The organism is Desulfogranum marinum (assembly GCF_016918565.1).
Lineage (GTDB): Bacteria > Desulfobacterota > Desulfobulbia > Desulfobulbales > Desulfobulbaceae > Desulfogranum > Desulfogranum marinum.
Genome location: NZ_JAFFQD010000008.1, coordinates 37,319 through 57,147 on the forward strand (window position 1 = coordinate 37,319; position 19,829 = coordinate 57,147).

The following is a 19,829-nucleotide window of genomic DNA, read 5'->3' on the forward strand; positions in this document are numbered from 1 at the left end:
TATATCAAAAAAATCGTACTTATAAGATCTGTTTGAGAAACAACTTGGTACGTTCGGATTCAGGATTAATAAAAAAGTGCTCGGGCGAACCTTTTTCCATTATTCTCCCCGCATCCATAAACAGCACCTCGTCGGCTACTTCTCTGGCAAAACCCATTTCATGGGTGACAACCGCCATGGTCATGCCTTCCTTGGCCAGAGTTTTCATTACATCCAACACTTCACCTATCATTTCCGGGTCCAGGGCGGATGTGGGTTCGTCAAAAAGCAGAACCTTAGGTTCCATGGCCAGGGAACGGGCAATGGCTACCCGCTGCTGTTGCCCCCCTGAAAGTTGCGCAGGATACACACCAGCCTTGTCACGGATACCGACCTTGTTGAGCAGCGACATCCCGATGGACACAGCTTCTTTTTTCGATCGCTTACGCACAACCTGCTGAGCAATAGTCAGATTTTCAATCACCGTTTTGTGGGGAAACAGGTTAAAAGACTGAAACACCATTCCTACTTCTTCACGGACTTTATTAATATCTGTTTTCGGCGATAGGATATCAACCCCATCAATAAAAATATGTCCGGAATCGGGGTATTCCAATCGGTTCAGACAGCGAAGAAAAGTTGATTTACCAGACCCTGACGGTCCAATAACAACAACGACCTGCCCCTGCTCAATGGTATGGGTAACATCGTACAGCGCCTGTATCTCTTCAGGGGCGTAAAAAGTTTTAAATATATTTTTGACTTCTATCATTGTAAATTTCTACCCTCGGAAGAGTGGTTATTGTACGGATTTACGCTCCAGATACTGAACAAACATGGAAAAGGCAAATGTCAGCACCAGATAAAGAATTGCACATAAAAACCACAGTTCAAAGGGCTGCAAACTACTGGTTACGGCTTCCCTGGTAGCCTTGGTCAGATCGCGAATGGCAATAACCCCCAGCAATGAGGAATCCTTAATCATGCTGATAAACTGCCCGGCAAGAGGCGGCAGAATTCTTCGAAATGCCTGTGGCAATATAATGTGACGCATGGCCCGATACTTGGACATTCCCAGTGAGCGGGCGGCCTCCACCTGGCCGGGATGAATAGATTGGATACCAGCCCGCACAATCTCTGCCACATAGGCCCCGGCAAAAATGGCAAGGGAGGCCACCCCGAACCACAGCGGTGAAATCTGACCAAGGCCTATATTTGCCAACATTGAATTTATCAGAGTACCCAGTACAAAATACCAGATAAAAATTTGAACCAGCAACGGTGAGCCACGGATCAGTTCAATATAGGTAATTGCCGACATCCGCAATGCAGGATTCTGAGAAATCCGTGCAAGCCCGGTAAGCAGGCCCAGGATTACGCCAAAAACAATGGCAATAGAACTAACCTTTAAGGTTACCCACAGCCCGACGAGTAATAGACCTGCCTGCCACTTGGTTTCCCGACCCAGCACGTCACCCATAAAGACAGTATCGTTTTCATTGACGACAATACCGCCGGCAGGGACAGTGTATGATTCAGTGAATTCATCTTCTCCAGACACTTCGATCTGGGCAGTCTCACCATTGAGCGTTATACCACTAACAACCCCTTCAATTTCAGTCCGAATATCAATCTGTTCTTCGTAGTAAAAATATTTTGGAATCCTGTTCCATCGCCAGACATAATCAACCTGCAGGGTAGCAGCATAGAGCCCGGCAAGGCTACCAATGACTATAACGACAAAAACGCTGTACCAAAACAGATTATACTTCCGGGTTTGCTGAGCACGTGCTGATGAGTCAAACATGAAAGATACCGCAGGAAAAAAGGAAACCGGGAGAGAGAATCTCTCCCGGTATAAAAAAAAGACTTACTGCATATTTTTACGCCATTCAGTGCTTTCAAACCATTTATGATACAGCTTCTGGTAACGCCCGTCATTTTTGATCTGATGCATGAAATTATTCAGGAAGTTGATAAAATCGGGGTCACCCTTACGAATACCCCAGGCAAGCGGTTCAAAAGTAAACGGCTCTTTAATCAGGAACAGTTTGTCGCCACCCTGTTCTGCGGTAAAGATAGAAGTAAAGGGCAAATCATAAATCATGGCATCTGCTTTACCGTTCAGGACTTCGAGCGCGGCATCGGTTTCAGTCTCAAACGATTTGTAGTTGGCCTTGGGCAGATACCGTTTTGCTGCCATCTCGCCGGTGGTTCCCAGCTTGGAAACAATCGTAAATGCCGGATCGTTCAAGTCACGGTAACTCTTCACCTTACCCTGATGCTTGCTGTTGATCATAGGAGTCTGGCCGATAACAATGAAGGGTTCCACAAAATTAATCTTCAGATTACGTTCCTGGGTTACAGTCATACCTGCAGTGATAATGTCGATTTTATCAGTCAGCAAGGCTGGAATAATACCGTCAAAAGCCATGTTGACAGGCACATACTTCACGCCCATTGACTTGGCAAGCTCACGGGCAAGATCAATTTCAAATCCAATAAATTTTCCGTTTTTATCGGTCATTTCAAATGGCATGTAACCCGAGTCAATCCCGCATCGCAGTTCCCCGCGCTTTAAAATGGATTCAATGGTAGATTTGCCGGCAAGGTCTATATCAGCAGCTGTCGCATTCATCACCATTGCAACAACACCGAGTAAAGCCAGTGCTACAAGCCTCATTCCCTGTTTCATCATTTTCTCCTTTGCAGATATATTTAATTTTCAGACTCTTACAGCTCTTTTATACTTCAGCCGTACTTCCCTTCGGTCAAAATTTCTTTTAGCACCATTTCAATTCGACAATACTGACAGACAGGCATCGTCTCTTTAGGGAAATAGACTATCTGAGTTTGACGACATTTCGGGCACACAACTTCAACGGCTTTTTGCCGCTCTTCTTTTGCTTTTCTTGTCATTCACGATCTCCCTTTTCTTGTCATTCACGATCTCCACGTCGAAAAGAAAGGCCTGTTATAGTCGCAACACACAATCCAGGCAAGAAATTCCTATCACAAAATGGACTCTGTTTCATTCACTCTTTTCAAAACGAAACGTAACTTTTCAGCCAATAACAAAGAACCTCGCCTTCCCTTCGAGCTGTAAGGCTTCAACGGTGCTCCAGATGCGTACAAACAGGCTGGATAACTTTAATAGCAAGGCTTATGTTTTCCTGTTTGTTCGTTCGCAGAGGTAAAAACAGATTTTGTAGGTTACTGTTAAATAGCTACAAAGCAGCCAAACAAATGGGATGTAGGAGACTTCCCTACAGCATGTATCTTTTTCCCGCCGAACCGGCGGAAAGAAGCTCATCAGCCTTGATAGGTGCAGCTGACAAGGTCAGAAAGAGTGTACCTGATCTGCCCGGCTGTGAGTTCTCCGAGGATGGTGTCCAATTGTTGTTTGTCTACAAACGAGATCCACGTTGTCTCTTGTTCTTGCTGCACAAGAATCCCTTTGTCCTGCAGGGCGTCCACCGCTTTTGGGAGTTCACTTACAACAAGACCCAACACAGAAAAATCATTCATATAAAAATGAGGGAACGAGATCACCTTGTTAAAATCAGAGCCTTTTTCAACAATACGAAGCATACCCATTTTTTTTCCCTGGAGAATATTCTCCGTTAAAAGTTACCGTGAAAAAATGCCAACCCAGAACCGATTGCCCTAAACAGATACGGGTATAAATATGAATCTGGAGGACAGTATTCCATCCTTTGGCAAGAGCAATTTGCTGGAACGACAAAGCAACAAAAGTACCATCACACTGACTGGGAGCATTTTTTTTATATTTGCTCGACCAACCAATAAGTACATGGTAACAATTACAATTATGATAAGATCACAACAGCAATTAAGCACTTAAAACTCATTTTAATATACACACAAAAAAAAATCTTGCTTGCTTCTGCCTGCTTAAAACAAGAATTTTTCTCAAAACAGTGGGCCCGATGAGCAATATAATTCAATAAGAATTGCAAGCCGGCTCCATAAGAGGAAAAAAGTGCACCCATTCCATACTAAAAAACGTCTAAGCATTAAAGCAATCATGGGGTTACTGGTTGTACTCTCCCTGACTGTCTTTTCCCTCTTTGCTTTCTTTTATCAACGACATGTGATTGCTTACCAAATCGACCAGTTAAAAAACCATGCCACGGTTGTCAGCACATCGCTGTGGTCCTATGAATCGCAGGCCCCAAAAGCATATCTAATGCTGGCTGTCAAAGCAAACAGGTACGAGCACGCAACCATATTTGACGAACAGGACCAGGTGTTTTTACACATTGACGGAGAACCCTATACACAAATCGAAAACTTATTTTTAGCCCTTGGTCTCCTCCGTACTTACCAACTGAAAGAACCCATCACCTTTAACGGTACCACCATTGGCCACATTAATGTCAAGTTGGTGTGCAGATCAATTTACCCGTTTTTGTATATTCTCTTCTGTTTACTGCTCTTTTTAACGGCCATCTGGTTGTTTCTCACCGTGCTTGATGCAAAAGCAATGCTTGAACAACGGGTTCTAGCACGAACTGCCAAATTGGAACAAGAAGTACACGAACGAAAAAAAGCCGAAGAAAAACTCCGCCTTCAGGCACAGCACCTCTCCATGCACGTGCAGCATACCCCGCTTGCAGTTATTGAGTGGAACCTCGATTTTCAAATCGTTGAATGGAATAAAGCCGCAGAGGTAATCTTTGGTTTTTCACGCGATGAGGCAATGGGCAAAACGCCTTTTGAGTTGCTCGTCCCTGAAGAAGAAAAGGAACAACTATCTATTTTATGGAAAAAAATAAGCAACCAGAAAGGTAGTATACGGCAGATAAATACCAATCTGACCAAAGACAAAAAAATTAAAACCTGCGAATGGTTCAACACCCCGCTTTTAAACAGTCAAGGCGATTTCGTCGGCGTTGCCTCCCTGGCTCTGGATATAACAGACCGAATAAAAGCAGAACAAACAAACAAGATGCTCCGGGAACAACTGCTTCAGTCACAAAAGATGGAAGCCATAGGCAATCTTGCAGGGGGCATTTCCCATGATTTCAACAATCTGCTCCAGGGAATATCAGGTTATACCCAGCTCATGCTCACTACCTGCGATCCAACCAGCAAAAATTATTCACACCTCCAAGGTATTCTCCAAGCCTGTGAACGGGCAGCTGATCTGATCAGGCAACTTCTGACCTTAAGCAGAAAAGTAGAAAGTGCCCTGGGTCCGCTTAATCTCAATGAGCAAGTCACGCAGGTCCGAACCATTCTTGACCATACCATCCCCAAGATGATTGATATCAAGATAGACCTTGCTCCGAACCTGCATACGATTAACGCTGATCCGATCCAGATTGAACAAATCATCCTCAATATGGCTATTAATGCCCATCAAGCCATGCCGGATGGAGGTACACTTTCCATTTCCACGGCAAACACTTGTCTGGATGCTGCTTTTTGCGCAAAGCACCTTCAAGCAACCCAGGGGCCAAATGTAATGCTGAAAATTGCCGACAACGGCCCTGGTATGGATCAAGCTATCCTGGAGAGAATTTTTGAGCCTTTTTTTACAACCAAAGAAGTTGGACAGGGCACAGGCCTCGGGTTGTCGACAGTTTATGGCATTATACAGTCACATGGAGCATATATTCAGTGCGTTAGCAGCCCCGGCAAAGGGACCGAGTTCACCATTTATTTTCCAGCCATTGTCCGCCAACATGAGCGCCCGAAAAAGCCACAAAAAGAAGATGTTGATTTGGGTGGAAATGAAACCGTCTTGATCGTTGATGATGAGGCCATTGTTCGAGAAATAGCGGCTGAGATACTCACCACCCATGGATACGCAACTCTTCTTGCCGAGAGCGGGGAAGAGGCCATCCGCATTTATGCTGCCAATAAAAACACAATCGATATTGTAATCATGGATTTAAACATGCCTGGCATGGGAGGATTCAATTCCATCCGTAAGCTAAAGGCATTAGACCCGAATGTGTGTATTCTGGTGGCTAGCGGTTACATCCCGACTGAAAGCGTCAAGCGGGCAACCGAGCTTGGTGCGGATGGTTTTATCTCTAAGCCGTTTCAAATGATAAATTTGCTGAAAAAAATACGCAAAACTCTAGCGATTGCCAAGCAAACCACAACATAAGAGCAGAGCATTTCTCTAACGTGTCCGACTGGATTTAAGGTTGACCTCTCCCCCCCTTTCCTCTATCATCAGCGACCATTATATCCTATGTAACTTCAGCACCCGTCCACCTGCGCAGTATCAGGATGGAAGCTATAACATTTTATAGCTATCCAGCCTCCTTGTGCGCATCAGGAACTTTGCGGGACAGTTACAGGTTCAGGTGACAGTAAGGGTATTTGTTATTCGCTCAACCGTTACCATTCCGTTTACATTTTCACCAAAAATTAAGGAGTCGCTATGCTTAAGAAATCAGGGTTGTTTCTTCTTTTTGTTGCCATGAGCATGATTATCCCCAGTACGATTCTGGCGGCGAACGGCTACAAAAAAGAATACAAGATGAGTGTTGTTGTCGGCCCAAAACTTCCTTGGGGTGCCGGTGCTACCAAGTTTGCCGATCTGGTTCGCGAACGTACTGATGGCCGAATTAATATCAAAGTGTACACTTCTTCCTCGCTCATGGCCGGTAAACAGACCAATGAATTCCTGATTCACCGTCAGGGTGTGGCTGAATTCTGCTTTGCCTCCACCATTAACTGGTCTACCACCATCAAACCACTCAACCTTTTCAACCTCCCTTTCTTCTTTCCTGACTACAAAGCACTGGATGCCGTCACAGGCGGAGAGGTGGGTGCCGAAATTGCAAATCTCCTCCACGATAAAGGGGTTACGCTGCTTGCCTGGGGCGAAAACGGTTTTCGTGAATTAACCAACTCCAAGGGCCCTGTCAGCAAGCCGGAAGACCTGCATGGGATGAAGGTACGTGTAGTCGGTACACCGATCTTTATCGATACAATGAAAGCGCTCGGTGCCAACCCGGTCAACATGAACTGGGGCGATGCCCAAGTAGCGTTTCAGCAAGGCGTAGTCGATGGTCAGGAAAATCCGGTGGTAGCCATCGAGATCCCGGTAAAAATCTGGCAATTCCATAAATACGCAACCATCTGGCGCTACGTTATTGACCCACTGATGTTTACCGTTAACAACAAGGTGTTGGCAAGTTTCACCCCGGAAGACCAGGAAATTATCCGCCAAGCTGCCATTGAAGCAGGTGCCGAGCAACGGGCCATCGTTCGCAAGGGCCTGATCGCCCCCGATTTGAGCGCTCTTGAAACACTACGCAGCAATGGCATGGAAGTTGTCGTACTTAACCAGCAGGAACGTATGGCCTTTCGTGAAAAAACCAAACCAGTATACGACAAGTGGGTCAGCAAGATAGGAAAAGACCTGGTTGCTACAGCTGAAAAGGCGATTGAGGCTTCGCAAAAATAAATGATGCATACACGTTTACGCTGGATAGCCGAGCACCTGGAAGAGGTGCTCGGTGCTTCGTTACTGGCCGGAATGGCATGTTTGGCCTTTGCCAACGTTGTGACCCGCTACATTTTTGAATACCCGCTGGCTTTTACCGAGGAGCTGGAAATTAACGCCCTGGTATGGTTAACCCTCTTCGGCACGTCCAGTGCTTTTCGGAGACGGCGTCATCTACGTATGCTTTTTTTCCAGGAAAAACTCCCACGTTCCGTCAGACGCCGGCTTAATTTTGTGATCGGTTTAGCAGGAGCCAGCCTGTTTGCTTTCCTGGGCTATCTTGGTTACAAACAACTACTTGATGAGCGGTTGCTTGAAATCACCTCTGAATCGCTTGGCCTTCCTCAATGGTGGTATACAGCATGTATTCCCATCGGTTGCAGCTTGATAGTTTACCGGATAGTGGTGGCGGCTGTTGCAGATTTTCGGGAGCAAAAATAATGGGTATCCTGCTCTTTGTCGGATTTTTTGCGTTATTGCTTGCCGGTGCGCCCATAGCTATTTCTATTGCCATGCCGACCTTTCTGGTCATTTGGGCAGCAGATCTCGGCACCCCGGTTATTGCCCCCAATTTTTTTGCAGGCATTGCCAAATTTCCCCTGCTGGCCATACCCCTTTTTATACTTGCCGGCTTTATCCTTGAGCGTTGCGGTATTTCCCAGCGTATCATCCATTTCGCCAATTTGCTGGTAGGGAGAAGAAAAGGTGGATTGGCCATTGTGGCCATTGCCGTGTGCGTGTTCTTTGGCGGTGTTTCCGGTTCCGGCCCGGCTGATTCAGCAGCCATAGGGGCTATTCTTATCCCGGCCATGTATGCCCAGGGGTATAGCCGTGGTTACAGTGCCGCACTCATCGCAGCTGCAGGCTCAACAGCCATTATCGTTCCCCCTTCCATCGCCCTGATCATCTACGGCGCTATCACCAATACCTCGGTGCCCGCCCTCTTTGCTGCCGGGGCTGTTCCCGGTTTCCTCGCCGGTCTTTCGTTGCTGATTCCAGCTGTATGGGTAGCACGAAAAAAGGGATATGGTGCGGTAAAAGAGGCAAGGGAAGAAAAACCAAGTTTACTCAAAGCCTTTCGAGAGGCGTTTTGGGGATTGCTGGCACCGATTATTATTCTCGGCGGCCTGTACGGAGGTATTTTTACCCCCACTGAGGCGGCTGTGGTCGCCGTATTTTACAGCTTACTGCTAGGATTTGTTATTTATCGCACCCTGACGCTTCAATCTGCCTACACCATTCTGGTTGAGGCATCTGAAGCCTCTGCCATTGTTATGCTTATTGTCGCTTTTGCCGGTCTTTTTTCCTGGGCCGGCTCTACTGTAGGTATCCTGGATACCTTTGCCGGAATGCTGATGGGCATCAGTGAGAATGAATGGGTGGTCCTGATCCTGATTAATCTCCTGATTTTTATCGGCGGCATGCTGATCGATGCCATCTCGATTTTCTACATTTTCCTCCCCATCTTCATGCCGATTATTGCCCACTTTGGATGGGATCCCGTCTGGTTTGGGGTGGTCATGACGCTGAATCTTGCCATTGGCCAGTTTACACCGCCGGTTGCGGTCAACCTTTACGTTACAACCCAACTGGCTAACATCCGAATAGAGAATACTTTCAAGGCTGTGATTCCCATGGTACTGGCAATGATCCTTGCCCTGGTGGCAGTGGTCCTCTTTCCAGATCTGTCCCTGTTCATTCCCAGGTTCTTTGACTTGATGTAAGTATCTTGCTGATGATTTTGTGGAAAATAGGGCTTTCCGCCCTGATGGTATTGGGTATTACCTGGATTGCCGAGCGTCTGTCGCCTCGATTTGCTGGAGTCTTGCTCGGCTTTCCCCTGGGAATGGGATTATCTCTGTTTTTCATCGGACTGGAGCAAGGGACCTTGTTTGCGTCCCAGAGCGCCCTCTGGTCTATCCAGGGAGTCGTTGCCGCCGTGGTATTTTGCCTGGTGTACAGTAGTACGGCTGCAATGAGTGCGACTCTCTCCCGTCTGCTTAATATTACCCTGTCAATCCTGACCAGTCTCTCCGCCTATTTTGCAACCGCCTTTATGATAATGCAGGGAATACCATCCGAAATGTGGCTACGACACCTGCTGGTATTACTGACGCTGGCTGTAACAGCTGTTTTATTTCGCTTTTCCGCTTCCGGGGTTAAAAAAAGGAAAATACGATTAACTCCTTTGATTCTCTGTTACCGAGCCTTTGCCGCTGCTGCTATTATCCTGCTTGTAACCGGCACAGCTGCAATAGTTGGCCCCAGGTGGTCAGGCTTGTTTTCCGCTTTTCCGACCACCATTCTCCCCACTGCGGTCATCCTGCACATCCACTACGGTCCCACAGTGATGGGCCCTCTTTTTCGTGAACTGCCGCAAGGCATGCTGGCCCTGATTCTTTTTGCATGCTGCATTCACTTGCTTTATCCACTCACCGGGGTGTACACAGGAATTTTCTTGTCGTATCTGGCCTCTGCCTGCTACTTGTTACTCTACGAAACATTTCTCCGGCAACGGCTGAACCAAATCCTGGCTAAAATAACGACGGTTCCTTATTCACCATTAATTAAGAAGTAGTGCTGCAAGTTTTTTCTTCTCTTTTGCGTGTTTTTTTGCCAAGCCCTTCATTGCCCTTGCCACATCAGCCTGACCCTGTAATTTTTCAGCAGCCTTTTGATAATAGCATACGGAACGTTCCGCCAACGCCTCCGCCTTTGCTGCAAGTTGGGCTAGCGCCGGAGCGGAACCATCTTCAACCTTCACCTGATATGCATCCCGCTCAAACCCTTCTATTGCCGCCAGTACCATCTCCGATACATTTTCCCGCCTCACTCGCTGTACTTCAGCAACTCTTTTTTTGGCGCTCTTTGCCAGAGATTCAAACAAAGCACGGTGTTGGTCACAGTCAGGATTACCAGATGCCTGGGATAAAAATTTCAAATGCTGTTTTTCTATTTCCTCAGCAAAGCCGAGGATACTGCCAAAATTAACAAGGGGCATAGCTACCTCTTAACGACCTAATAATGTGTTATTATATTTTGCCTTTTTCTTACAAAAAAGGGGACTGATCTTCTTCTATCGCTAGATGAAACAAGGGGGAGGTTCATGTTCACCAATAGACATGAACAAAATCAGTCCCCTTAACACTCACAAAAGAAATGGAACATTCTTCCCTGTTAGAAATACCTTTCAATCACGACCTTGGTATCGGTAAAAAATTGAAAAATCTCCCTTCCATGCCCTTTGATATCACCAAACATGGAATTGCCTGAGCCACCAAAAGGGAAAAAGCTCATTGGAGCAGCAATGCCGATATTGACCCCTATCATGCCCGGGGCTGCCTTATACCGCATTTCACGAACTGCTTTTGCATTCTGGGTGTAGATACAGGCAGCATTGGCAAAGTTACGGGTATTGACCAATTGTATGACATCATCCAAGGTCTCGGAGCGAATGATGCTCACCACCGGACCAAAGATTTCCTCCCTGGCAATGGTCATGTCCGGGGTCACATTATCAAAGATAGTAGGCCCTACAAAAAACCCGTCAGGATACCCAGCCACACTAAAATTCCGACCGTCAAGAATCAGGTCGGCACCCTCAGCTACTCCCTTTTCTATGTATGCTAAAACCCGCTCTTGATGCGCCTTGCTCACTACCGGTCCCATGGCTACGCTTTCATCCAACCCATCACCGACCTTCATTGCCTTGGTAGCGGCGACAAACTTATCGACAAAAGCATCAGCCCCCTCGCCCACAGGAGAGAGAATGGAACCAGACAGGCAACGTTGCCCGGCACAGCCGAAAAAGGAAGTAATCAGCGAAGGCATGCCTGCTTGAACGTCGGCATCAGGCATGACTGCTACAATATTTTTCGCGCCACCCAATGACTGGACTCTTTTCCCGGTAGCACCACATCGTTCATAGATATATTTCGCGGTGGGGGTGGAACCAACAAAAGAAACCCCCTCAATATCCTCATGCTCAAGAATGGCGTTGACCACATCCCTGGACCCATTCACCATGTTGACCACACCCTCTGGAAATCCGACATCATCGATCACCTCAAAGATGCGATTCTGGGTCATGGGCACCTGCTCTGATGGCTTTAGCACAAAGGTATTGCCCGTCACCAGGGCATAGGGAAGAAACCACCAGGGTACCATGGCCGGAAAATTATAAGGGGCTATACAGGCAAAAACGCCCATTGGCTGCCGATAAAGGGAGGAATCAACTCCCTGGGCAATGTCTTCCAGGCAGTAACCGGTCATCATGGTGGTAACTCCCGTTGCATGCTCAATATTTTCAATCATGCGCCGAACTTCACCCCTGGATTCATCAATAGCCTTTCCTTGCTCTATGGTGAGGACACGGGCTATTTCTTCAAACTCTTCTTCAAAGGCATCCTTCAAACGAAAAAGGTACCTGGCACGAGCCAGGGGTGGCGTCTCTCTCCATTCTGGAAAAGCATCAACCGCTGCTTGTACAGCCATATTCACGTCTTGAGCGTTTCCATAAGGGACTGAGGCAATTTGTTCTCCCAGAGCCGGATTGGAAACAGTACCAAAAACATCGGTGGTTGAATCCACCCAGTCGCCATTAATATAATTCTGCATTACCCTGATACTCATTGTCACTTCTCCTTACTCCTGACTATGGCCTTGTAAACGGCCTGAATAAACTCGCCCAACACTACTGGTTTGTTTTTTTATTTAAACCGCTGTTGCAAGATACTCTGCAAAGGTCTTTTCAATGGCCTTTTTCACGGCAGCCACAATCTCGTCAACCTCCTCCTCAATCACTGTCAGGCAAGGAACAAAATAGAGGGTTGTATTCAACCCGGGGAGACTTGAGTTGGTACGACCGACAATCACCTTTTCCGCCAGAATATTGGCCATCAGCTGCCCCATCTGCGCTTCGCTTACCGGAGTTTTATCCTTCTTATCCAGCACCAATTCAAGACCGCTGAAAAGGCCAATACCTCTTACATCACCGACAACAGGCAAGTTGGTTAATGCCTGAAGTTTTTCCAACAGCAGGACTCCCATTTTCCGGCTGTTTTCGACAAGACATTCATCTTCAATAATTCTGGTGCTCTCCAATGCAGCAGCCATAGGCGCGGTACAGCCACCATAGGTGCTAATATCACGGAAAAAGTTTGTCTGTTCTTCCGGGTTGTTGGGATCATTGAGAAACATGTCGTATATTTCCTGCTTCACCACAGTGGCTGAGAGTGCCTCATAGGAACTTGCCAGCCCCTTGGCCATGGTCACGATATCAGGATCCACATCAAAATGGTCATGGCCCCAAAACTTACCGGTCCTGCCGAAACCGCATACCACCTCATCCATGATGAGCCACACGCCATATTTTTTGCAGATATCCTGGAGAATGGGAAAGTACTCTTTGACCGGCATAATAATACCACCGCCGGCGGTGATTGGTTCAACCACGAAACCGCCTACAGAATCAGCACCCTCTTTCAAGATCACCTCTTCCACCGCCCGTGCACAATCGATATTGCACTCAGGATAGGTTTTGTCAAAAGGGCATCGATAACACAAACAATGCGGAACCTCGGCAAATCCCTCCACAAACGGACCAAACCCTTTTTTACGCTCAAACTGCCCGCCTGCACTCATAGTTGCCACAGTTGTTCCGTGATAGTCGCGATCCCGATATAGGATTTTGTATTTGCCTTTGCGCGACGAAATAATATTAGAGGCCAGGCGTACCATTTTAAACGCCTTTTCATTGGCCTCGGATCCGGAATTGGAAAAATAGACCTTGTCCAGCCTTGGGAGGAGTTCAAGAAGTTTAGCAGCAAACCTGATGGAGGGGATATTACCGTAAGCACCTGCAAAGTAGGGCATTACCTTCAACTGCTCATACACTGCCCTGGCAATGGATTCGCGTCCGTAGCCGACCATGACGCTCCACACCCCGCCGGAGGTGGCATCTAAAAATTCATTGCCCCGGATATCTTTAATCTTTAACCCATCCCCTTCCACCACAATCATCTGCTCCCCGTTTTCAAAGCAGGTGTGAGATTTGAGATGGTGCCACAGACTGTTTTTATCGTGGGAAACCATCTCTTCAACATCATAGTCGTTTACATCTATTGGTGATGTCATGGCTTTTTCCTTATTGCTAAACGTTAACCTACCGGTTCGATGACAGTATTATTTCTCAGATTACCGGCCGGAGGGCATTTTGTACCAACCAAGGATTCTTCGATAAACCTTAACAGTAAAGCTGAAAAATAATGTTATTCGTATTTCCATGTACTCTAAAAGACGAAACGCCCAATGTCAAGCACGCTAATTACGTTATTCGAATTTTGAGCATAAAAAAGAACTACAATCCCTCAAAAAAATATATCTATTTGCTGCTTTGCATTGCCACAACCCAATTTATCCGTTAGAAATAGTATTCCAGTCCCATCTATTAAATTGGCCGGCAGCTTTTTTCCGTTGCAGCGTATAAAAGCAAGCACCCCTCCTTTAGAAGGAGAAAGACAAGAGGATCCATGAAAAAAGCAGACAAACCGCTTGATCGCACTGACTGTGAAATTATCAGCCTACTCCAGCAAGATGGTCGGATTTCTAATATCGATATCGCGAAAAAAACCAATATATCAGAAGGAACTGTCAGGAGTCGGCTCAGCAGGCTGATCAAAAACGAGATCATCCAGATAGTAGCAGTGAGCAATCCCATTAAATTAGGATTTACAATTGTGGGCCATCTGAGAATACATACGGAACCAGCCTTTACCGACGAGATAGCACGTCACCTGAAAACCATTGACAGGCTCTGGTTTATTGTAGCCACCACCGGCGGCAACACCGGCATTGATGCTGAATTTATCGCTAAGGACCTTGAGGAATTCAATGAAGCCATCCTCGATAAGATCAATCGGATTAAAGGCGTAATCAAGGTCGAAACCACCCTGACCCTTGAGTTTTTGAAAAGGAAATACGACTGGGGGACAGCAAACAGCGAAGACTAAGAAAGAAAAACAGACTACGGTTTCTTTTGCCCAATTTTATATTTCCGTATATATACACCCTCCAGTTGACAGACCACCTTTAAAAATTCGTTATTCTGCCGACCTTTTTCCCGGCACCCACAAAGATCTCCGAAAAAATCTGCATGGAATGCCATGTGGGTGCCTTAAAAAATTAGATATTACGTTCAAGGTCAAGGCATGCGCAAAAAATTACCGCAGGCATATAATTAATATCGGAGTCTAGCGCTTACCTCCGAGGATAATTTTTAAAGCATAACGCAGAGACTGGGCGGAATAGCATTTTTCAAGGTGCCCATGTACTCTTTCAGCTTGATTTCATCCGGTCAGGAGGACCGCCATGTCTCAACCCAAAACTGTTTCCCTGTTTATCCAGTGCCTTGTTGACTCCATGTTCCCGGAAGTGGGCGAGGCCATGGTCAACCTCTTCGATCGCCTGTGCATACCGATTACTTACCCGGCAGATCAAACATGCTGTGGACAGCCTGCATTTAATAGTGGTTATCGTAAACAAGCTGCTGAAGCAGCAGCCCACTTCCTGAATGTGTTTGCCGATGCTGAAGTTATTGTCTGCCCGTCAGGCTCTTGTGTGCACATGGTCCGCCATCACTATCCTCTGCTTTTTGAGGACGACCCGGCCATGCTTCAACGTGCGCAGCAGACAGCTGCGAAAACCTTTGAACTCTCAGAATACCTGGTGGATATTTTAGGCATCACAGACACGGGCTCCACCTACGCGGGTACAGCGACGTATCATGATTCCTGCCACCTTTCCAGGGAGCTTGGCATTAAAGAACAACCCCGACAACTCCTGCGAAATATCAGCGGTCTGCATTTTGTAGAAATGAACGATTCCGAAAAATGCTGCGGGTTTGGGGGCACCTTTTCCGTGCACTATCCTGAGATATCGACAGCCATGGTTGACGACAAGCTGGATGCAATCCTTGCAAGCGGTGCCGATACGGTCACCGGCTGTGATATCAGTTGCCTGATGAATATCAAGGGACGGGCATCAAGACGGGGAGAAAAGCTGCAGGTACTGCATATTGCGCAACTGCTTGAACCCGTTCATGGAGGATCCCATGAGTAAGCAATCTGAACGGGCATCGTACACCGACCTTGCCCACCAGGGGCTCAAGAATGCCCCTCTGCAAAAGGGCCTGCGAGGCATTCAGCAACGATATGGCCAAGGAGCCTTGCACATATGGGACTCTTTTGCAGATCCCAGCCTACGAAAAAGAGTTAAAGCAAAAAGAGAATCCACCCTCGCTCACCTCGATATTGTTTTGGAAGAACTGACAAAAAACATCGAACAACGGGGCGGCAATGTCTTTTTTGCCCCTACGGCCCAGGATGCGGTGAACTATGTGCTGGATCTCGCCTCAAAAAAAGAGGTACAGCGGGTTGTCAAAGGAAAATCGATGACTTCGGCAGAGATCGGAATGGATGAGGCCTTGGAACAGGCGGGAATCAAGGTGGTCGAAACAGATCTGGGAGAATATATTGTCCAACTCAACCAGGATACAGCCTCCCATATTATCGCTCCCTGTATCCATCTTGACCGAAAGCAGATCGGCCGTCTTTTTCACGAAAAATTGGACATTCCCTACACCGATGATCCACCAACCCTGACCCAGGAGGCCAGAAAAGCCCTGCGCAAAGAGCTCCTTTCTGCAGACATGGGTATAACCGGCTGCAACATTGCCTGCGCAGAAACCGGGCACATATCGCTGGTCTCCAACGAAGGAAACATCCGCATGGCGACAACCATGCCTAAAATCCATGTAGCGTTGATGGGAATGGAACGGGTGGCAGCCACTTTGGACGAACATGCATCCCTTTTACAACTCCTGACCCGGGGGGCTGCTCTGCAAAAGTTGTCGACCTATGTCAGTTTCCAGGGAGGACCGAGCGAAAAAGGTTCCCCTGACGGGCCGGAGGAATTTCACCTGGTGATTATCGACAACGGCCGCTCCAAGATTCTTGCCGATCCAGACTTTCAAGAGGTGCTGTCCTGCATTCGCTGCGGCGCCTGCCTCAACATCTGTCCCGTCTACGGACGCATTGGCGGCCATGCCTACAACTCACCGTACAGCGGGCCCATAGGAGCAGTCATCACCCCACTGCTCCACGGAATAAACAACCATGCAGATCTGTGCAAGGGAGAGACCTTGTGCGGTGCCTGCAAAGAAGTGTGTCCTGTGGAGAATGATCTCCCCCGGATGCTCTCTGTCCTTCGCCATAAGCTGGCTTACGGTGATCCACAATGGAATGTTACCCCGCATAACAAAAGCGAGCATCGTTTTTTCAGCCTCTGGAGCAGATTGGTCCGAACGCCAAAACTATATCACATCCTGATCAGGCTGAGCGGAGTACTACAGCGCCCCTTTCTAAGCAGAGACAACATGGTCTCCAAGCTACCAGGCAAATTCCATGGTTGGACCACCACAAGGGACCTGCCTCCGATTGCCGAATCTTCTTTCAGGCAAAAATGGCTACAAAACAAGATAGCTTCCAAGAACGTTGTCCGTAAGGGGCAAAAGGATTAGCATGAACAACCACGAAATGTTTTTCAACAAACTACATTCCATCTGCAGCCAAAATCAAGGACAAAGAACAGCGGCAACTTTTGCTGAACTGGCTGAGGCACACAAACAAATTGCCTGCCCGGTGACCGACAGCAGCGAGCCTATACAGCAAGACGTGGTTGCTCTTTTCCAGCACAACGCGACTCCACTCAACCTACATGTGCACCGCTGCTCCGATTGGCAGGACGCGGCTGCAACCATCGCAGCCATTGCCCAACAAGCCGGCCTGGAGTTCACCGCACAAAAGGAAATTATCGCCCACGACCACCCGGATCTTCGACAGTTGGACCTGGGACCACTGCTTGCCAAACAGCGGATTCCATTCCATCTGACTAGCGGGAACGGGGCCGAGATACAAAAAAATACTCGCAACAGTTTCATCGGCATCACTGCAGCTGATTGGGGGGTGGCAGAGTCAGCTACCCTGATTCAACTCACGACTGAGGGGCGCCCAAGATCCACCTCCCTGGTTCCCTCCATCCACATTGGCGTGTTACCGATAAACAGACTGCTCGCAACCCTGGAGCAGGCCTATGCCATGCTCATGAATATACCCTTGCCGGACTCTTTTGTCTTTATCTCGGGTCCGTCCAAGACCGCAGACATTGAGGCCCACATGGTACACGGTGCCCACGGCCCCAAGGAAATGCATACCATCCTGGTTGATACGGAGGGAAAAGCAGTGTAATATATGGTCTTAACCTCAAAGGAGTCGCTGCTATGAGCTTTCCCCTTCGAATGGTTTTACACATTTTCCTGCTTTACACTTTTCTTTCCTGTACGATATGGAGTACGTCTTCACGTGCTGCCGACACCTCCTCCCAGGCTCTTACCATTCTTGAACATGCCATAGACCACTGGCGAGGCACCAGCTCCATTGCCACCTTTTCCCTTACCATCCATCGCCCCGACTTTGAACGTACAATGCGCATGAAAGGCTGGACAAAGGGGCGACAGAACGGCCTTTTTTTTGTCCTGGAACCTCCCAAAGACGCCGGCAACGGCACCCTTAAAAAGGGTCGGGAAATGTGGACCTACAATCCCAAAATCAACAGGGTCATCAAATTGCCGCCCTCGATGATGAGTCAATCCTGGATGGGATCGGATTTCTCCAACAATGATCTTGCCAAATCCGACAGTGTGCTCGACGAATACACCCACCGCATTATTAGCGAGGAAATCATCAACGGCCTTACCCATTATACCATAGAGGCCACTGCCAAAGAGGAAGCGCCTGTGGTGTGGGGCAAGCAGGAATTACTGGTACGCGAAGACGATATCCTACTCCGTCAATCGTTCTATGACGAAGATATGGTCTTGGTGAAGGAGATGATCGGCAGCGATATTATCTCACTCGACGACCGACTTTTTCCACGACGCTGGGAGATACGCCGGGCAAACAAGGCAGATCATTACACCCGGCTCGAATACCGTGATATTGTTTTTGATGTGGACATCAGCGACACCACCTTCTCTCTGATGAGCCTTAAACAAAAAGGACGCTGAAGATGGGTGACATGATCCTGGCCTGGCGCAATGTGTGGCGCAACCCGAGAAGGTCCCTGCTGACCATTCTTGCCATCGTCTTTGCCGCCGTCCTCCTCGTCTTCATGCTCTCGTTTCAGTTCGGCTCCTACGAGGATATGATCAATGCAACCGTGCGACAAAGCACGGGCCACCTGCAAGTGCAGTCACCTGGCTATCATGATCGCCAGGAAATGCACCTTGTGGTTGCCGACGCTCAACACCTTGTCGCTGAGATAGAGCCCATTAACGGGGTAAGCAACGTAGCCCTCCGTTCTGAGGCCTTTGCCCTGATGTCTGGGGAAAAGCGAAGCAGGGGAACAACCATCTTCGGCATCCAGCCGGAAAAAGAGAAAAAGGTCACCACCCTGCCCAGGCAAATCAAACAAGGACGATACCTTCAAAAGGGTGATCATGGCGTTGCCTTGATCGGTTCTCTGCTTGCCAAACGGCTCCAACTGACCATCGGCGACGAATGCACCATGCTTGGTCAAGGTAAGGACGGCTCCATTGCCGCAGCCCTGTTTACCATCATCGGCATCTACACAACCGGTGTTGATGCCGTTGACCGGGCAACAGTTCACATCACCTTTGCTGACTTTAACCACATCTTTTTCATGGAAAAAGCTGCACACCGGGTCATCATCACCGCCGAGCACCTTGCAGACATTACTCCCATTACCCAGGCCCTGCAAAGCAACCCAGCTTTCCGTTCGCTCACCATCCTCACCTGGGACAAGCTGGCACCAGGCCTCAGGCAATCCATGGAGCTTGATTTAATCAGCGGCATTATCATGTATATCATTTTGGTGGTGGTGGTTGCCTTTAGCGTGCTGAACACCTTTTTTATGGCTTTTTTTGAACGAACCAGAGAGTTCGGCGTTCTTCTTTCCATTGGTGCCAGGCCGGCTCGTCTGGTACGAATGATCCTGACAGAATCAATGCTCCTGACCTTCACCGGTATTGCGCTCGGCACGTTGATCGGTATAGGTCTCACCGTGTATTTCAGCCACCAGGGTATCAGCTTTGGAGATGGTGGTGAACTCCTGGCCCAATATGGATTTGAAGATCGTTTTTACCCCCGGCTTTCATGGATGTCCGCCTGCCTTGGCCCTGCCCTCCTGCTGATCATCACATTTTTCACAGCGCTTATTCCGGCACTGAAAGTACCTGACCTGAAACCGGTGGATGCGCTCAGGTCCTGTTAGATACAATGTT

General features: G+C 47.9%; 19 protein-coding genes. 11 read left to right on the forward strand and 8 right to left on the reverse strand.

The annotated features are described in order from the left end of the window. Positions 1–19: 19 nt before the first annotated feature. The 5 genes from JWH17_RS06600 to JWH17_RS06620 form a co-directional block, all read right to left on the reverse strand. Positions 20–751, reverse strand: coding sequence for an amino acid ABC transporter ATP-binding protein (locus JWH17_RS06600; protein WP_205221799.1), 732 nt, complete (start codon positions 749–751; stop codon positions 20–22). Between the two features lie 27 nt (positions 752–778). Next, positions 779–1,786, reverse strand: coding sequence for an amino acid ABC transporter permease (locus JWH17_RS06605; RefSeq protein WP_205221800.1), 1,008 nt, complete (start codon positions 1,784–1,786; stop codon positions 779–781). Positions 1,787–1,849: 63 nt separating this feature from the next. After that, the gene (locus JWH17_RS06610) at positions 1,850–2,674 is read right to left on the reverse strand and encodes a transporter substrate-binding domain-containing protein (RefSeq protein ID WP_438941063.1); all 825 of its coding nucleotides are present in this window, start codon (positions 2,672–2,674) and stop codon (positions 1,850–1,852) included. A gap of 56 nt (positions 2,675–2,730) precedes the next feature. Further along, entirely contained in the window at positions 2,731–2,898 is a 168-nt protein-coding gene (locus JWH17_RS06615; RefSeq protein ID WP_205221802.1) for a hypothetical protein, read from the reverse strand. Positions 2,899–3,291: 393 nt separating this feature from the next. Further along, on the reverse strand, positions 3,292–3,576 hold the full coding sequence (locus tag JWH17_RS06620; protein WP_205221803.1) for a hypothetical protein: 285 nt from the start codon (positions 3,574–3,576) through the stop codon (positions 3,292–3,294). Between the two features lie 406 nt (positions 3,577–3,982). Here JWH17_RS06620 and JWH17_RS06625 point away from each other — a divergent pair, with 406 nt between their 5' ends. The 5 genes from JWH17_RS06625 to JWH17_RS06645 all read left to right on the forward strand — a co-directional run bounded on the left by JWH17_RS06625 (position 3,983) and on the right by JWH17_RS06645 (position 10,049). After that, positions 3,983–6,121 (forward strand): hybrid sensor histidine kinase/response regulator, encoded by a 2,139-nt coding sequence (locus JWH17_RS06625; protein WP_205221804.1) that lies wholly within the window; start codon positions 3,983–3,985, stop codon positions 6,119–6,121. Positions 6,122–6,400: 279 nt separating this feature from the next. Next, the gene (locus JWH17_RS06630; RefSeq protein WP_205221805.1) at positions 6,401–7,432 is read left to right on the forward strand and encodes a DctP family TRAP transporter solute-binding subunit; all 1,032 of its coding nucleotides are present in this window, start codon (positions 6,401–6,403) and stop codon (positions 7,430–7,432) included. Then, positions 7,433–7,912, forward strand: a complete 480-nt coding sequence (locus JWH17_RS06635) for a TRAP transporter small permease (RefSeq protein ID WP_205221806.1) — start codon at positions 7,433–7,435, stop codon at positions 7,910–7,912. Beyond that, on the forward strand, positions 7,912–9,195 hold the full coding sequence (locus JWH17_RS06640) for a TRAP transporter large permease (protein WP_205221807.1): 1,284 nt from the start codon (positions 7,912–7,914) through the stop codon (positions 9,193–9,195). Before JWH17_RS06635 ends, JWH17_RS06640 begins: the two co-directional genes overlap by 1 nt. A gap of 11 nt (positions 9,196–9,206) precedes the next feature. Beyond that, complete coding sequence (locus JWH17_RS06645; protein ID WP_205221808.1) at positions 9,207–10,049, forward strand: hypothetical protein; 843 nt, start codon at positions 9,207–9,209, stop codon at positions 10,047–10,049. Here JWH17_RS06645 and JWH17_RS06650 read toward each other — a convergent pair. From JWH17_RS06650 to JWH17_RS06660, 3 genes are all read right to left on the reverse strand, one after another. After that, positions 10,035–10,472 carry a hypothetical protein gene (locus JWH17_RS06650; protein ID WP_205221809.1) on the reverse strand — a complete coding sequence of 146 codons (438 nt, stop codon included), beginning with the start codon at positions 10,470–10,472 and terminating at the stop codon, positions 10,035–10,037. The two genes, JWH17_RS06645 and JWH17_RS06650, sit on opposite strands and share 15 nt — an antisense overlap. 176 nt (positions 10,473–10,648) lie before the next feature. Next, positions 10,649–12,103, reverse strand: coding sequence for a CoA-acylating methylmalonate-semialdehyde dehydrogenase (locus JWH17_RS06655; RefSeq protein ID WP_205221810.1), 1,455 nt, complete (start codon positions 12,101–12,103; stop codon positions 10,649–10,651). Positions 12,104–12,184: 81 nt separating this feature from the next. Then, positions 12,185–13,606, reverse strand: a complete 1,422-nt coding sequence (locus tag JWH17_RS06660) for an aminotransferase family protein (RefSeq protein ID WP_205221811.1) — start codon at positions 13,604–13,606, stop codon at positions 12,185–12,187. A 395-nt stretch (positions 13,607–14,001) separates the two neighbouring features. Here JWH17_RS06660 and JWH17_RS06665 point away from each other — a divergent pair, with 395 nt between their 5' ends. The 6 genes from JWH17_RS06665 to JWH17_RS06690 all read left to right on the forward strand — a co-directional run bounded on the left by JWH17_RS06665 (position 14,002) and on the right by JWH17_RS06690 (position 19,819). Next, positions 14,002–14,481, forward strand: coding sequence for an Lrp/AsnC family transcriptional regulator (locus JWH17_RS06665; RefSeq protein ID WP_205221812.1), 480 nt, complete (start codon positions 14,002–14,004; stop codon positions 14,479–14,481). 358 nt (positions 14,482–14,839) lie between these two features. Continuing rightward, complete coding sequence (locus JWH17_RS06670; RefSeq protein ID WP_205221813.1) at positions 14,840–15,589, forward strand: (Fe-S)-binding protein; 750 nt, start codon at positions 14,840–14,842, stop codon at positions 15,587–15,589. Beyond that, on the forward strand, positions 15,582–17,048 hold the full coding sequence (locus JWH17_RS06675; protein WP_205221814.1) for a LutB/LldF family L-lactate oxidation iron-sulfur protein: 1,467 nt from the start codon (positions 15,582–15,584) through the stop codon (positions 17,046–17,048). Before JWH17_RS06670 ends, JWH17_RS06675 begins: the two co-directional genes overlap by 8 nt. Position 17,049: 1 nt before the next feature. After that, positions 17,050–17,775 (forward strand): LutC/YkgG family protein, encoded by a 726-nt coding sequence (locus tag JWH17_RS06680; protein WP_205221815.1) that lies wholly within the window; start codon positions 17,050–17,052, stop codon positions 17,773–17,775. A 32-nt stretch (positions 17,776–17,807) separates the two neighbouring features. Then, positions 17,808–18,593 (forward strand): outer membrane lipoprotein-sorting protein, encoded by a 786-nt coding sequence (locus tag JWH17_RS06685; RefSeq protein WP_205221816.1) that lies wholly within the window; start codon positions 17,808–17,810, stop codon positions 18,591–18,593. A gap of 2 nt (positions 18,594–18,595) precedes the next feature. Further along, positions 18,596–19,819, forward strand: a complete 1,224-nt coding sequence (locus JWH17_RS06690) for an ABC transporter permease (protein WP_205221817.1) — start codon at positions 18,596–18,598, stop codon at positions 19,817–19,819. The last annotated feature ends 10 nt before the right edge of the window (positions 19,820–19,829 follow it).

What these genes read in the sequence shown, in the direction of transcription:
- JWH17_RS06600 (WP_205221799.1), bottom strand. Translation starts at nt 751, where the DNA reads ATGATAGAAGTCAAAAATATATTTAAAACTTTTTACGCCCCTGAAGAG.
- JWH17_RS06610 (WP_438941063.1), bottom strand. Translation starts at nt 2,674, where the DNA reads ATGAAACAGGGAATGAGGCTTGTAGCACTGGCTTTACTCGGTGTTGTT.
- JWH17_RS06655 (WP_205221810.1), bottom strand. Translation starts at nt 12,103, where the DNA reads ATGAGTATCAGGGTAATGCAGAATTATATTAATGGCGACTGGGTGGAT.
- JWH17_RS06645 (WP_205221808.1), top strand. Translation starts at nt 9,207, where the DNA reads ATGATTTTGTGGAAAATAGGGCTTTCCGCCCTGATGGTATTGGGTATT.
- JWH17_RS06615 (WP_205221802.1), bottom strand. Translation starts at nt 2,898, where the DNA reads ATGACAAGAAAAGCAAAAGAAGAGCGGCAAAAAGCCGTTGAAGTTGTG.
- JWH17_RS06640 (WP_205221807.1), top strand. Translation starts at nt 7,912, where the DNA reads ATGGGTATCCTGCTCTTTGTCGGATTTTTTGCGTTATTGCTTGCCGGT.
- JWH17_RS06660 (WP_205221811.1), bottom strand. Translation starts at nt 13,606, where the DNA reads ATGACATCACCAATAGATGTAAACGACTATGATGTTGAAGAGATGGTT.
- JWH17_RS06690 (WP_205221817.1), top strand. Translation starts at nt 18,596, where the DNA reads ATGGGTGACATGATCCTGGCCTGGCGCAATGTGTGGCGCAACCCGAGA.
- JWH17_RS06670 (WP_205221813.1), top strand. Translation starts at nt 14,840, where the DNA reads ATGTCTCAACCCAAAACTGTTTCCCTGTTTATCCAGTGCCTTGTTGAC.
- JWH17_RS06675 (WP_205221814.1), top strand. Translation starts at nt 15,582, where the DNA reads ATGAGTAAGCAATCTGAACGGGCATCGTACACCGACCTTGCCCACCAG.
- JWH17_RS06605 (WP_205221800.1), bottom strand. Translation starts at nt 1,786, where the DNA reads ATGTTTGACTCATCAGCACGTGCTCAGCAAACCCGGAAGTATAATCTG.
- JWH17_RS06620 (WP_205221803.1), bottom strand. Translation starts at nt 3,576, where the DNA reads ATGGGTATGCTTCGTATTGTTGAAAAAGGCTCTGATTTTAACAAGGTG.
- JWH17_RS06650 (WP_205221809.1), bottom strand. Translation starts at nt 10,472, where the DNA reads ATGCCCCTTGTTAATTTTGGCAGTATCCTCGGCTTTGCTGAGGAAATA.
- JWH17_RS06685 (WP_205221816.1), top strand. Translation starts at nt 17,808, where the DNA reads ATGAGCTTTCCCCTTCGAATGGTTTTACACATTTTCCTGCTTTACACT.
- JWH17_RS06635 (WP_205221806.1), top strand. Translation starts at nt 7,433, where the DNA reads ATGATGCATACACGTTTACGCTGGATAGCCGAGCACCTGGAAGAGGTG.
- JWH17_RS06665 (WP_205221812.1), top strand. Translation starts at nt 14,002, where the DNA reads ATGAAAAAAGCAGACAAACCGCTTGATCGCACTGACTGTGAAATTATC.
- JWH17_RS06680 (WP_205221815.1), top strand. Translation starts at nt 17,050, where the DNA reads ATGAACAACCACGAAATGTTTTTCAACAAACTACATTCCATCTGCAGC.
- JWH17_RS06630 (WP_205221805.1), top strand. Translation starts at nt 6,401, where the DNA reads ATGCTTAAGAAATCAGGGTTGTTTCTTCTTTTTGTTGCCATGAGCATG.